Source organism: Streptomyces sp. NPDC005925, assembly GCF_040638805.1.
In the GTDB taxonomy this organism is placed as follows: Bacteria; Actinomycetota; Actinomycetes; order Streptomycetales; family Streptomycetaceae; genus Streptomyces.
On record NZ_JBEXVL010000036.1, the window covers coordinates 1 to 13,525 of the forward strand.

Here is a 13,525-nt window from a genome sequence, read left to right on the forward strand (position 1 = left end):
GCTGATGGCCGACCAGCTCGACAAGGCCGTCGAGCAGCACGGCAAGGGCGACCTCCAAGCCCTCCTCACCGGCGGCGACACCTGGACCGTCGTCGGCTGAATCACCACCGCACGCACGCGGCACGCGCCCCGGCGCAGCCGCAGGCCCGGACGCCTCAGGGTGTCCGGGCCTCGTCGTATGCCCGGCGGGCCCGTTCCACGTCCGCCATGCGCCGCTCGGTCCACCCCGCCAGCGCCCGCACCTGCTCGGCGGCCTCCCGGCCGAGGCCGGTGAGGGAGTAGTCGACGCGGGGCGGGATGACGGGGTGGGCGTCGCGGTGGACCAGACCGTCGCGCTCCAGGGTCTGCAGGGTCTGCGTCAGCATCTTCTCGCTGACGCGGCCGATCGCGCGGCGCAGCTCACTGAAGCGGTGGGGGCGCTCCAGCAGCCGGATCAGGACGAGGACGCCCCAGCGACTGGTGACGTGCTCCAGCACCAGCCGGTGCGGGCACAGCTTCTCCCGCTCCTCGGCCCGTTTCCCAGTCTCGACTCGTTTCCCGGCCTCGACTGGTTTCCCGGCTCCGGCTCTTTTCGCCGGTTCGGCCCTACTCACGCTTACCGTCATGTCAGTACCTTACTTCAAAGTGGGTACTTTCTTTCAGTTAGCGCGGCTTCTAGGGTTAGTGCACACCCACCCCCGAGGAGTGCACAGATGAGCATCGTCGTCACCGGCGCCACCGGAAAGCTCGGCCGCCTGGTCGTGTCACAGCTGCTGGAGAAGGTCCCGGCCGGGCAGATCACGGCCGTCGTACGGGACCGGGCGAGGGCCGCCGGCCTCGCCGACCGCGGGGTGCGGCTCGCCGTCGCCGACTACAACGCGCCCGAGACCTTCGACGGCCTGTTCGCGCCGGGCGACAAGGTGCTGCTGATCTCCGGCAACGAGTTCGACAAGGACCGCGTCGGCCAGCACAAGGCCGTCCTCGACGCCGCGAAGGCCGCCGGCGTCGCCCTGTTCGCGTACACCAGCGCCCCCGGCAGCCTGACCGCCGCGCTGGCCGACGACCACCGGGGCACGGAGGAGGCGATCCTCGCCTCGGGCGTGCCGTACGTGCTGCTGCGCAACGGCTGGTACCACGAGAACTACACCGAGCAGCTCGCCCCCGTCCTGGAGCACGGCGTCGTGGCGGCGGCGGCCGGCGAGGGCCGCGTGTCCTCCGCCGCGCGCGCCGACTACGCGGCCGCCGCCGTCGCCGTACTGACCGGCGAGGGGCACGAGAGGCGGACGTACGAGCTGGGCGGCGACGAGGCGTGGAGCTTCGCCGAGTACGCGGCCGAGCTGAGCCGGCAGACCGGCAAGGAGATCGTCTACCGGCCCGTCTCCCCCGACGAGCTGACCGGGATCCTCACCGGCGCCGGGCTGCCGGAGCCGTTCGCGGCGGTCCTCGCGGGCGTGGACGCGTCCATCGCGAAGGGCGAGCTGGTGGTCGGCTCCGGCGACCTGTCCCGGCTGACGGGACGCCCCGCCACGCCGCTCGCGGAGTCGATCGCGGACGCGCTCGCCCGCTGACACCCGGAGCCCCGCCCCTCGCGGTGACAGGCCTGCGCGGGACTTCCCGCACGCCCACGCAACGTCCACGACGCCGTTACGGAGCGTGGCCCCGGGGTGCCGGTCCCGTACTGGATTGCTGAACTCCTGTTCGGCGACTGTGTGCGCGACTACGCTGTGCCGCAGTCACGGGCTGTCACGGGGCTGTCGGAGGCAGGCGGATGGGGGAGCCGATATTCGGCGTGCTGGGCCCGCTCCAGGTACGGGGGCGGGCCAGGGATGCGCCCGTGCCGCTGGGCGGCCCCAAGCCGCGCGCGGTACTCGCCACACTGCTGCTGCAGCCCGGGGCGTTCGTGTCGCTGGACGTGCTGACGGAGGTCCTGTGGCCGGGCGGCGCGCCACGCTCGGCGGTGGCCAACGTCCGCACCTACGTACGCGCGTTACGCCGGGCCCTGACGGCCGCGGGCGTCGCCACCGACGGGCTGCGCACCCTCCCGGCGGGCTACGCTCTGGACGTGGACCCCGGCGACCACGACATGCCGCTCTTCGAGGAGCTGCTGGACGGTGCCCGCGCGGCCCGCGACCGGGGCGACGACGACACCGCCCTGCGCGGCTACGACACGGCCCTCGCGCTGTGGCGGGGCGGCGTCCTCCAGGACCTGCCCTCCAGCGTGGTGTGGGATCCCGTACTCACCCGGATCGAGGAGCTGCGGTCCCTCGCCGTGGACGAGTGCCTCCAGGTGCGGCTGCGGCTGGGCGACTACCCGCCACTCATCGCCGACCTGCGGAAACGGCTCACCGAGGACCCGCTGCGCGAGGACCTGTGGCAGATGCTGGTGCGCGCGCTGCACGGCGCGGGGCGCGTCACGGAGGCGCGGGCCGCCTACGCGGAGGCAGAGCGGGTCCTCGCCGCCGAACTCGGCGTGGCACCCGGCGCCCCGCTGCGCGCCACCGGGGAGGAGATCAACGGGCACGGGCACGTGGCGCGGCGCCGCACGGTCCCCCCGGCGCCGGTGTGCCAACTGCCCATGGACGTGCCGGACTTCACGGGCCGCGACGCGGAGGTCGCCGCTCTGGAGGAGCTGCTGTCCGGTGCCGGGCGGCGGCCGGTCGTCGCCGTCGTGTCGGGGCAGCCGGGGTCGGGGAAGTCCACGCTGGTCGTCCATGTGGCGCACCGGGTGCGCCACATGTTCCCGGACGGGCAGCTCTTCGTGGATCTGGGCGGCATGTCCGACCGGCCCCGGGAGGCGGCCGACGTGCTCGCCGAGATGCTGCGCGGCCTCGGCGTCATCGACAACGCCATGCCGGCCGAGCCCGGCGAGCGGGCCGCGCTGCTGCGCTCCCGGCTGGCCCAGCGGCGCGTCCTGATCGTCCTGGACGACGCGGCGACCGGCGCCCAGGTACGCCCCCTGCTGCCGGGCACCGGGGGCTCCGCCGTGCTGGTGAGCTCGCGCCGCAGGATGCCGTCCCTGCCCGCGCAGCAGTGCCCGCTCGGTGTGATGCGGCGTGACGAGGCCCGCGCGCTGCTCGGCCGGATCGTGGGCGAGGACCGGCTGAGCGTGGCCGGTGCGGACGCCGACCGGGTGCTCACCGGCTGCGGCTCGCTGCCGCTGGCCGTCCGGATCGCCGGTGCCCGGCTGGCCAACCGGCCCGGCTGGACCGTCGGCGCGCTGGCCGACTTCCTGCACGACGAGCGGGGCCGGCTGGACCAGTTGCAGACGGGCGAGCTGGAGGTGCGGGCGAGCGCCGAGCTGAGCTACCGGCATCTGCCCGCGCAGGCGGCCACGGCCTTCCGCGCGTTCGGCCGTCTGCCGGACGAGGCGGTACCGGGCTGGCTCGTGACGGTCGCGATGGGCCGTCCGAAGGAGCCGGCTGCGGTGCCGGGTCATCCGGGCCGGTCGCACCATCCGGCCCGGATGACCCGCGCGACCCGGCCGGGCCAGTCGGACCGCTCCGACCAGCCCGACCAGCGCAACCGGCCGAACCACCTGAGCCGGCCGGACCATCCGGACCGGGTGCTGGAGACCCTCGTCGACGAGCACCTGGTGGAGGTGGTGGGCACCGATCCGCTCGGCCTCCAGCGCTACCGCATGCACGACCTGCTCCGCATCTACGCGCGGGAACTGGCCGAGGGGGACGCGCCGGACGTGTGGCGCGAGCGGGGCCTGGCGACCGTGGACGCGCTGATCGCGCTGGCCCGCTGCGCGAACGCGGCGATGCCCACGCGTTTCCTCGGGGTGCTCGGCGAGGCGGTGCCGCTGCCGGGCCCGGCAGCCGCCCTGGCCCGCGCCGTACGGGCGAAGCCCATCGAGTGGTTCGAGAGCGAACGCCGCGTCCTCGTCACCACGGTGGAGTCCGCGCTGCGCCTCGGCGAGCACGCACGCGCCGCCGACCTGGCCGTCGAACTGGCCGGTTTCTTCGACATGCGCGGCTACTACGGCGACTGGCTGCGCACCCACCGCCTCGTCCTCGACGCCGTACCCGCCCCCGCCGACGCGCGTTCCGCCGCCCTGCTGCGCAACCTCGGCCAACTGCACCTCTACCAGGACCGGTACGCCGACGCGCTCGCCGCGTTCACCCGGTCGCGGGAGGTGTTCGCCGCCCTCGGCCACCGCTCGGGCGAGGCCGTCGCAGGTCTCGGCACGGGCTCGGTGCACCGGGTGACGGGCGACCTCGACGCCGCCCTGCAGTCCTTCACCGAGGCCCTGCACGCCTCCCGCGCCGCGGGCGACCGGCACTGGGAGGCCGTCGCGGACAACGCGATCGCCTCGGTGTGGCTGGAGCGGGGCGCCCCCGACTCCGCCGCGCCCTGGCTCACGCACGCGCTCGCCCTGTCCCGCGACGTCGGCGACCGGCACCGCGAGGCGCAGGTCCGCCGCCGTATCGCCGTACTGCACGAGCTGCGCGGGGAACCGCAGGTGGCGCGGGCCGAGCTGGAGCGGGCGCTGGGCATCTTCGACGAGCTGACCGACACGCACTGCGCGGCGTACGTGCAGCAGAGCATCGGGGAGCTGTGCCTCCGGCAGGGCGACGCGGGCCAGGCGTCGGCCCTGCTGGTGGGCGCGCTGGCGGTGCAGCAGCAGCTCGGCGACCGGCGCGCGGAGGCGCGGGTGGCGTGCCTGCTGGGGGAACTGCACCACGCGACGGGCCGCAAACAGACCGCCCGCCGCTACTTCCACCGGTCCCTGTCGGCCTGGCGCCGCCTCGATGTACGCGACCAGGCGGAACTGGTGGACGCGAAGCTGCGGTCGCTGCGCTGACAGGTGTGCGCCGAACGGGCGGAGGAGGGGGGTCGCGGCGGGGCCGCCGCCTCCCCCGCCGCGGGGATCAGCAGTTGTTGCTGGTCTGGTACCGCGTGGTGTAGTCGGGGTACGAGACGCCCTGGACGACGGCGGTGACGACGCTGCCGTTGAGGATCTGCTCGTAGTGCAGGTGCGGCGAGAGGGTGTAGAGCGCGGAGGTCGCGCCGACGGTGCCGATGGTCTGGCCGCGCGAGACGCTGGCGCCGACACCCACGTCGCGGGTCTTCAGGTGCGCGTACCGGGTGCGCCAGCCGTCGCCGTGCCCGATGACGATGGTGTTGCCGTAGCCGGTGTTCGTCGCGTAGTACGACTCCAGGACGGTGCCGCCGGCGCTGGCGAGGACGCGACGGCCCAGGTCGTCCGGGGTGCCGTTGGCGTCGTAGTGGTTCCAGTCGATGGAGTGGGCGGGGTCGTGGCCCGACCAGTTGGCGCCGCGCCAGGTCTGGTTGCAGACGAAGGGCATGCGGAACGCCGGGCGGGCAGCCACGAGCTCGGTCCCGGCGGACGCCGGCTCCGACGCGGCGGTGGCGGCGGGGGCCGCGGCCACCAGCGCGGTCAGGCCGAACAGGGCCGCGAGTATGCGACGGCCGTGCCTCATACGTCTCTGCATGGTTCCTCCGTAGATCGCCGAGGGGACTGGTGGCGATTGAAGGAGGCCGGCATACAAAGCGGATACAAGCCGGTGCGCCGGGGGGAGCGGGCGGAGCCGCGCCCCCCGGCGGGGGCGGGTGCCGCGACCGCACGAGACCGTCATGACCGTATGCCGATACGGACATGACACACGAGGCGGGGCGGCGTTACCTTCGGGGGAATTGCACGCGTGTGCGGGCCGGGCGGCGAGGCGGGCGGGGAGCCGGACGACGGGCCAGGCGGGAAGAGGGAGGTGCCCGTGACCGGGAAGCCGAGGAGCGAGCGGCACACAGGACTGCTGAACGGCATCGCGGCCTACGGGATGTGGGGCCTCGTGCCCCTGTTCTGGCCCCTGCTGAAGCCGGCCGGCGCGGCGGAGATCCTCGCGCACCGCATGGTGTGGTCCCTGCTCGTCGTGGCCGTCGCGCTGCTGGTACTGCGCCGCCGCTGGTCGTGGGCCGGGGAGCTGGTGCGCCAACCGCGCCGCCTGGCCCTGATCACGCTCGCGGCGGCGGTCATCACGGTCAACTGGGGCCTGTACATCTGGTCGGTGAACACGGGCCACGTCGTGGAGGCCTCGCTGGGCTACTTCATCAACCCGCTGGTCACGATCGCGATGGGCGTGCTGCTGCTGAAGGAACGCCTGCGCCCCGCCCAGTGGGCGGCGGTCGGCATCGCCCTCGCCGCCGTCGCCGTCCTCACCGTCGGCTACGGCAGACCGCCGTGGATCTCCCTCGCGCTGGCCTCCTCGTTCGCGACGTACGGCCTGGTGAAGAAGAAGGTCAACCTCGGCGGCATCGAGTCCCTGACCGCCGAGACGGCCGTCCAGTTCCTGCCCGCGCTGGCCTACCTGCTCTGGCTGGGCGGGCGCGACGACCTGACCTTCGGCTCGGAGGGCCCGGGCAACGCGGCACTGCTCGCCGCGACGGGCCTCGTCACCGCCCTCCCCCTGATCTGCTTCGGCGCGGCGGCGATCCGCGTACCGCTGTCCACGCTGGGTCTCCTCCAGTACCTGGCCCCGGTGTTCCAGTTCCTGCTCGGCATCCTGTACTTCCACGAGGAGATGCCGCCGGAGCGCTGGGCGGGCTTCGCCCTGGTGTGGCTGGCCCTGTCCCTCCTGACGTACGACGCGCTGCGCACGGCGCGGAGGGGGGCGCGGGCGCGGGCGGCGCTGCGGCTGCAGCAGGCCGTGTCGTCGGCGACGAGTGCCCCGCCGGTGACGGCGAAGGCGGAGGCGGGTACGGAGGCGGTGGAGGCGTAGGGCGGGCGCACGGGCCCGCCGGGCGGCCTGGCCCGGCCGAGTGTGCCCGCGCACATGCGGAGGCGGTAGCCCCCACCGGGGCCGCGGGTCGTCCCCAGGACACCGGACCCTCCCGCCTCCCGCGGTGGGCCGGCCCACCGCGGGAGGCAGCGGCCGCGATCCGCGCGACAGACGCTGTCTGCGCGACCTCCTACAACAGCCGTCCGGCCACGTCCACGACCGCTTCCAGCGCATCCGCCAACTGCGGCACGAAAGCCGCCAGCTCCTCGTCCGTGGCGGGCTCTTCGGAGTCGAGTACGGCGCGGACGACGGCGCTCAGCGCGTGGGCGCTCAGCACGTCGCTCTTGTCCGCCACGGCTTCCAGCATCCCGCCCGGGGCCGTGCTGACGTACACGCTCTTGCCGCAGTCGTCAGGGCCCACGTACCGGAAGTCCCCGTTCACGCCGACATCTCCGCCTCGTAGTCATGGCCCAGCGTCGCCGGCACGGCCGCCCATTGCCGTTCCCGCTGCAACCGCCGCTCCAGCTCCCGCTCCCACTCGATCAGGTACGGACGCACCAGCACCACGGCGTGACCGTCCAACGGGTCCGGGCACCGCGGCTCCGTACGACGCCGTACGGACCGAGATACGGGCGCTGCCCGGCTCGGCTTGGGTGCGGCGCGGTGCGTGCCTGCACCGGGCCACAGCAGACCGCACAGCCATCGCAGGAACAGCGCGACTAAAGTTCGCATCAGGTCGACTCCCAACCAGTCGGCTAGGCCCGGTTCGGAGAGTTCGCCGCTCTCCGGGTCGGGCCGATTTCATTCACCACTCTAACCTACTGCGGTAACGCGGTTCTGCGGTAGCAGATTCACGCGATCTCACACACGCTGATCACATGAAGTTCGACAGATCCAAGCCGTTGTGGCCACAACTCGCCGACCGGCTGCGCGCCCGGCTCGACGCCGGGGAGTGGAAGCCGGGGCAACAGGTCACGGGCACCGTGGCCATCGCCGCGGAGTACGGCGTCAGTCAGGCGACAGCGGCCAAGGCGGTGGCCGCGCTGCGACGAGAGGGCCGCGTCCACACGGTCCTCGGGAGCGGGACGTTCGTCGGCCCCGACCCGGAAGGCTGACCCCGCCAAGCACACCGGCGCATCCGCGGGCGAACCTCCGCTATGCGGACAGCGGGTCCCCCTGTCCGGATACCACCCCTTGACGTGTACACGGTCGTACCTCGACCATCCAGGGCACCTGTTCACTCGGAATCCCCAGGATTCCCCATGAATTCGGAGCCCCCCACATGAAGCTCCCCGTTTCCGGACGCGCCATGGCGGCAGCCGTCGTCGCGGCCACCACCCTGCTGGCCGGCGGCACCATCGCCGACGCGGCGACCGTGCCCCAGGGCGCCTCCGCGCCCCGGGTGGCCGCGGCGCCGGACATATCCCTCGCCAACGTCAAGGCGCACCTGACGCAGCTGCAGTCCATAGCCTCCGCCAACGGCGGCAACCGCGCGCACGGCCGCCCCGGCTACAAGGCGTCCGTCGACTACATGAAGGCCAAGCTGGACGCGGCCGGATTCACCACGACCGTCCAGCAGTTCACGTACTCCGGTGTCACCGGCTACAACCTCATCGCCGACTGGCCCGGCGGCGACGCCAACCAGGTGATCATGGCCGGATCACACCTCGACAGTGTCACCGCGGGCCCCGGCATCAACGACAACGGCTCCGGCTCGGCGGCCGTCCTTGAGACCGCGCTGGCGGTGTCACGGGCCCAGTACAGGCCCACCAAGCACCTGCGGTTCGCCTGGTGGGGCGCCGAGGAGCTGGGCATGGTCGGCTCCCGCAACTACGTCAACAGCCTTTCCACCGGCAGCCGTCAGACGATCAAGGGCTACCTCAACTTCGACATGATCGGTTCGCCCAACCCCGGCTACTTCGTCTACGACGACGACCCCACCATCGAGCAGACGTTCAAGGACTACTTCGCCGGCCTGGGCGTGCCCACGGAGATCGAGACCGAGGGCGACGGCCGTTCCGACCACGCGGCGTTCAAGAACGCGGGCATTCCGGTGGGCGGGCTGTTCACGGGCGCGGAGACCCGGAAGACGTCCGCGCAGGCCCAGAAGTGGGGCGGTACGGCGGGCGTGGCCTTCGACCGCTGCTACCACTCCTCCTGCGACACCACGTCCAACATCAACGACACCGCCCTCGACCGGAACAGCGACGCCCTCGCCCACGCCGTGTGGACCCTGTCGTCCTGAGCCGTCCCGAGGCGTCCTGAGCCGTTCCGGTCCATCCTGATGGCGCGATGCCGCTGCCGCCGCCGAACCTCCGTCGGCGGCGGCAGCCGGCCCTTCAGCCGTCCCTCGTCCCCCGCCCGTCCGTCAGACGCGGACGAGCGCGTCGTACCGCATCCAGCCCTCGCCGTCGGCCGCCGCGGCGGTACTGACACGCGCGTACGTGATGTTGTGCGTCGCGTCGACCCACGAGGCGTACTCGCAGCCGGGGCCGGGCGAGCCGACTATGTCCCCGGCCTGCTTGATCTTCACGATCGCGCTGTCCGGACGCGGGCTCTCGTACACGCCGGCCGTGGGCCACAAGACCTTGTAGTCGCAGCTGGACTGCGTCGTCGCGACGGCGCTCTGCGCGGTCACGAGCACACCGGCGGCGGACAGTGCGGTGGCAAGGGCCGTGGCGGTGAGGAGTCTTGAACGCATGGGTGCTTGTTCTCCCGAGTTGATGGTCAGTCAGGGCGCACAGAATGACAGGTCGTCCGGTGGCCCCGCTCACCGGCCTGCCCGATCCCGCCGGCCCCGGCGGAACCCGCGCCTAACCCCGCTCGGACCGGGCCGCCCGTTCTGCCCGGTCCGCCAGACGGATCATGCGTGAGCGGACGGGCTCCAGCTGGTCGATCTCCTCGGCCGCCGGACCGCCCCCCGCCGCGAGACCGGTCCACAGGTCGATCAGCTCGCGGCCCAGCTCCAGGCCCTGCGCCGGGTCGCGTACGGCACGCCAGGCGGTCGCCGCGCTCTGCACATTGCCGTACGCGGCCTCCGCGTCGCCCCGGCGGCGGTGCACGCCCGCCAGGTCGAGGGACAGGCGCAGGGCCCGGTACGGCTCCCCGGCCAAGTACGCGATGTACGCCGTGAGTTCCTGCAGCCGCAGCACCTCGGGGTGTTCCCCGCCCAGCGTCCTGGACGCCTCGGCGACCGTCTCCTCGGCCAGCCGCGCCGCCTCCTCCGTACGACCGCCCCGTACGGCGTCGTTGATCCGTCCCATCGGCCCGGCGAGCAGCGCGGGCACGGTGTCGTCGCCCGGCGCGGTAAGCGGCTCGTCCCCGAGCACCGCCTCCGCCACCGCGTCGAAACCCCGGGGTGGGGTGGGCTGGGGACCGGGGCCGATGCGCGCCGCCAGCGCCAGGTCGGGGGTGGGGACGGGGCGGAAGACGGGCGCCGTGGGCGCGGGCCGCGTCGGCGCCGGCGGCCCCTGGGCCGCCTGGGCATGTTCCGGCGTACGGGTGGGGTCGGGCGTACGGATGGAGTCCCGCGTACGGGTGGGGTCGGGCGTGCGGGCGGGGTCCGGCGTACCGATGGGACCCGGCGTACGAGTGGGGTCCGGCGTACCGATGGGACCCGGCGTACGAGTGGGGTCCGGCGTACCGATGGGACCCGGCGTGCGGGTGGGGTCCGGTACGGGGTCCATCCGGGGCGGCGGGCCGAACACTCCCGTCGGGGCGGCGACCGTCCCCGGCGGCGTGCCTGTGGAGGCGTACACGTCCTGGTCCTGCCCGGCGGCGTCCGCCCGCTGATCGGCGGCCCACCGCGGCAGGGGCCGGAGGCGGAAGGTGGGGGCCGGATCCTGGTGGGGGCGGGGCGTCTCGGACTCCGGTTCGGCGGGTGAGCGGGCCGGGGGCGGCGGCGCGGCCGGCTGCCGGTGCCCCTCAGCCGACTCCGTCCCCGGCTCCGGCACCGCCCGCATCGGAAAGGTCGGCGCCGGCTCCCTCACCGCCTCCCCGACGGACCGCAGCGCGTGGGTGCGCCGGTCAGGAGCCGGGACGGGCGGCACCCCCGGCGCGTCACCCGGCACAGCCGACGGCGGCGCCGACGGCGGCGCCGACGGCGGCGCGGGCTGCGGCGCGGGCTGCGGCGCGGACGACTCCCCGGGCCGCGTCGGCGCCGGGTCCCCCGTCAGGTGGCTCGAACCGTCCAGATCGACGCGCAGCGGGATCACGTACCCCATGCGGTCGTCGTGGATCGTGGCGAGGACCGGGTGGCCGGAGGTCACGGCCATGACGTGGAGGTAATTCAGGACGGCCTGCTGAATCTCCTGGCCCTCGGCCGGAACGACCGGCATGCCGCCCACCGACGCACCGGGCGTGGTCTCACCCGCGAGCCCGCCCCCCGCCCGCACGGGAACCGGTACGCGTACGTCGATCGGGGTCCGGGGAGCCGCGGAGTCCGCGTCACGCTGGTGGTCCCGCTGCTTCTCACGGCTGAGTCGAGACATCGTCCCCTCATTCTGGTGCGCCGGGGAGTCGCCGGTCGTCCGTACACCTGTCCCCGAGTCTCTCCGCTCGCGCGCGCTTCCCGCGTCACCGAGGTGTCACAGGCTCGTCCCAAGCCCCGCCCCGCCGCACCCCGCCACGCCGGGCCGCCGGCACACCGGGGGCCGGCCCGGCCCGCCCGGGCCATTCGATGCGTGTGCATATAATGCATACGCATCTTGATTTCCGTTCCCCTGGGGGCTCCCATGACCCGCCGCTTCCTCTTCGTGCTGGGCAGCAGTCGCAGTGACGGCAACACCGAGCTGCTCGCGCGCGCCGCCGCCGAACAGCTGCCGGACGACGTCGAGCAGGAATGGATCGACCTCGGCGAGCATCCGCTGCCCGACTTCGAGGACCTGCGGCACGACAGCGACCACGTCCGGCCCACCGAGGGCAGTACCGCCCTGCTGCTCGACGCCACGCTCGCGGCGACGGACCTCGTCATCGTCTCGCCGCTGTACTGGTACGCCGTGTCCGCGCCCACCAAGCGCTACCTCGATCACTGGTCGGGCTGGCTGCGCACGCCGGGCGTCGCATTCAAGGCGACCATGACGGGCCGCACCCTGTGGGGCGTCACCGCGCAGGCGCACACGCAGCACGAGGTCGCCGGGCCGCTGATCGGCACCCTGAACAACTCGGCGGCGTACCTGGGCATGCGCTTCGGCGGTGTCCTGCTCGGCAACGGCAGCAAGCCGGGCGACGTCCTGCACGACACGGAGGCACTGGCGCGCGCGAAGACGTTCTTCGCGCAGGACCCGCCCTTCGCCCGCTTCCCCTACGAGAGCCCGCGGCAGTAGAACGGAGAAAACGGAAGGCGCCGCCCGCCGGGACGGTCGGTACGAGACCGTCCACGGCGGGCGGCGCCCGCGGGATTCCAGTCCGCGGAATTCCCGCGGGGCTCAGTGCTCCGAGTTCGCCGCCTTCACGAGCGCGTCCTTCGTGACCGTACCCACGTAGGCCTTGCCGTCGTCGGTGATCAGGGCGTTGACCAGGCGGGTCCTGAAGACCGTGCCCGAGCCGAACTCGCCCTTCACCTTGTCGCCGAGCGAGTCGAGGAAGCCGCCGAACGCGCCCCGCTCACCGGCGCCACCCGCCTCGGAACCGGTGGGCATGCCCTTGCCGCCGGTGTCGAGGACGACGACCGAGTTCCAGCCCTTGCCGATGACCTCCGGGCCGCCTTCATGCCCGTCACGCCCGCCGCGTTCCTTGTCTGACTGCCTGCCCGGCGCCCCGTGGCGCTTCGGCGCGTCCTTGGCGTCGTCCTCGGTGACCTTGGCACCCTTGGGAGGCGTGAAGTCGAAGGCGGACGCGGCCGGCCGGGCGAAGTCGACCTTGGTGAAGCCCGCGTCCACGACCGCAGCGCCGCCGGACGACGGGGTGAGGGTGAACTTCAGCGGCATGCCGGTCTTCGCGTCCACCGCGATGCTGATGGCACCGACCGTGGAACCGGACTGCTTCGGCTCGATCAGCAGCTTGTACGTGTCCCGCCCGGCGACCTGGGCGGTGCCGTCGACGGTCACGGACGTGGTGTCCCCGGCGGCCTTCAGGGCCTGCTCGGCGAACTCCTTCGGCGTGGCCGGGAACTCCCCCCGCCCCTCGTCCTTCCGCTCGCCGCGGTCGGTCTCCTCGGCGGTGGAGTGATAGGCCTCGCGGGACGCGCTGTCGTAGGCCCAGACGTCCTTGCCGTTGTGGATGACGCTGTACTCGGCGCCGTTCTCCCTGAGGGACACCTTGTGGCGGTCCGGGCCGTCGGCGGCGACGCGCAGTGTGTGCGTGCCGCTCGCCAGCTCGGTGAGCCGCGCGGTGGGGTCGGCGGACGAGCCGCTCTCGCCGCCCTGCCGGCCGGCGTCCCGCAGCAGGCTGGTCTCCAGCCCGCCGAGGTCGGGCAGGCCCAGGTCCGTGCTGATCTTCACGGTGCCGGACACCTGCTGCACGTCCGACTCGGCGATCTTCTCCACGAGCTGCTGCGCGGTGATCTTCGGAAGGTCGGGGTCACCGGAGTCGGCGAGCGCGGGCACGAGCCCGATGGTCGCGGCAGCCAGCCCCATCACCGCGACCGGGACGACGTACCGCGTGGCCTTGCGGCGGTCCGTGCCCCGGTCGTCGGCCTCGTCGGCCCCCGCGGCGTTGATGTCGTCGGATGCGTACGGTGCCATGTGTGCCTTACCTCCGTCGTCGGCGGCGGCTGTCCGTCTCGTGTCCGCGCGTTTCACGTACGCGTCGAGCACGTGTCGTGCGATCGACGGTACTCGCGTCGGTCCCATCCCGGGCCGCCATTC

13 protein-coding genes are annotated in these 13,525 nt (G+C 73.3%); 6 read left to right on the forward strand and 7 right to left on the reverse strand.

Features of this window, described 5'->3' with window-relative positions; translation table 11 throughout:
- Positions 1–155 precede the first annotated feature (155 nt).
- Entirely contained in the window at positions 156–605 is a 450-nt protein-coding gene (locus ABZ354_RS26360) for a helix-turn-helix domain-containing protein (RefSeq protein WP_358660798.1), read from the reverse strand.
- An 87-nt stretch (positions 606–692) separates the two neighbouring features.
- Between ABZ354_RS26360 and ABZ354_RS26365 the strand changes: the two genes are divergently transcribed.
- Complete coding sequence (locus ABZ354_RS26365; protein WP_358660799.1) at positions 693–1,547, forward strand: SDR family oxidoreductase; 855 nt, start codon at positions 693–695, stop codon at positions 1,545–1,547.
- Between the two features lie 200 nt (positions 1,548–1,747).
- Positions 1,748–4,786: a BTAD domain-containing putative transcriptional regulator gene (locus ABZ354_RS26370; RefSeq protein WP_358660801.1), complete on the forward strand. Its 3,039-nt coding sequence runs from the start codon at positions 1,748–1,750 to the stop codon at positions 4,784–4,786.
- Between the two features lie 67 nt (positions 4,787–4,853).
- On the opposite strand, the gene ABZ354_RS26375 is transcribed toward ABZ354_RS26370, so the two are convergent.
- A complete protein-coding gene (locus ABZ354_RS26375) occupies positions 4,854–5,438 on the reverse strand; it encodes a M23 family metallopeptidase (protein WP_358660803.1) in 585 nt (194 codons plus the stop codon).
- A gap of 279 nt (positions 5,439–5,717) precedes the next feature.
- Between ABZ354_RS26375 and rarD the strand changes: the two genes are divergently transcribed.
- Entirely contained in the window at positions 5,718–6,719 is a 1,002-nt protein-coding gene (gene rarD, locus ABZ354_RS26380; RefSeq protein ID WP_358660805.1) for an EamA family transporter RarD, read from the forward strand.
- Between the two features lie 190 nt (positions 6,720–6,909).
- Here the strand turns inward: rarD and ABZ354_RS26385 are convergent, their stop codons facing one another.
- Together ABZ354_RS26385 and ABZ354_RS26390 are read right to left on the reverse strand one after the other, a co-directional pair.
- Positions 6,910–7,161, reverse strand: a complete 252-nt coding sequence (locus tag ABZ354_RS26385; RefSeq protein WP_358660807.1) for a hypothetical protein — start codon at positions 7,159–7,161, stop codon at positions 6,910–6,912.
- A complete protein-coding gene (locus ABZ354_RS26390; protein WP_358660809.1) occupies positions 7,158–7,286 on the reverse strand; it encodes a hypothetical protein in 129 nt (42 codons plus the stop codon). Before ABZ354_RS26390 ends, ABZ354_RS26385 begins: the two co-directional genes overlap by 4 nt.
- A 311-nt stretch (positions 7,287–7,597) precedes the next feature.
- On the opposite strand from ABZ354_RS26390, the gene ABZ354_RS26395 reads away from it, so the two are divergent.
- A complete protein-coding gene (locus ABZ354_RS26395; RefSeq protein ID WP_358660811.1) occupies positions 7,598–7,834 on the forward strand; it encodes a GntR family transcriptional regulator in 237 nt (78 codons plus the stop codon).
- A gap of 167 nt (positions 7,835–8,001) precedes the next feature.
- Positions 8,002–8,964: a M28 family metallopeptidase gene (locus ABZ354_RS26400; protein ID WP_358660813.1), complete on the forward strand. Its 963-nt coding sequence runs from the start codon at positions 8,002–8,004 to the stop codon at positions 8,962–8,964.
- Positions 8,965–9,087: 123 nt separating this feature from the next.
- Here ABZ354_RS26400 and ABZ354_RS26405 read toward each other — a convergent pair whose 3' ends face one another.
- Together ABZ354_RS26405 and ABZ354_RS26410 are read right to left on the reverse strand one after the other, a co-directional pair.
- On the reverse strand, positions 9,088–9,420 hold the full coding sequence (locus tag ABZ354_RS26405; protein ID WP_358660815.1) for a glycosyltransferase: 333 nt from the start codon (positions 9,418–9,420) through the stop codon (positions 9,088–9,090).
- 112 nt (positions 9,421–9,532) lie between these two features.
- Positions 9,533–11,209 carry a tetratricopeptide repeat protein gene (locus tag ABZ354_RS26410; RefSeq protein WP_358660817.1) on the reverse strand — a complete coding sequence of 559 codons (1,677 nt, stop codon included), beginning with the start codon at positions 11,207–11,209 and terminating at the stop codon, positions 9,533–9,535.
- A 243-nt stretch (positions 11,210–11,452) separates the two neighbouring features.
- Between ABZ354_RS26410 and ABZ354_RS26415 the strand changes: the two genes are divergently transcribed.
- The gene (locus ABZ354_RS26415) at positions 11,453–12,043 is read left to right on the forward strand and encodes an NAD(P)H-dependent oxidoreductase (RefSeq protein WP_358660819.1); all 591 of its coding nucleotides are present in this window, start codon (positions 11,453–11,455) and stop codon (positions 12,041–12,043) included.
- Between the two features lie 102 nt (positions 12,044–12,145).
- Here ABZ354_RS26415 and ABZ354_RS26420 read toward each other — a convergent pair whose 3' ends face one another.
- Positions 12,146–13,402 (reverse strand): DUF2092 domain-containing protein, encoded by a 1,257-nt coding sequence (locus ABZ354_RS26420; protein ID WP_358660821.1) that lies wholly within the window; start codon positions 13,400–13,402, stop codon positions 12,146–12,148.
- Positions 13,403–13,525 lie beyond the last annotated feature (123 nt).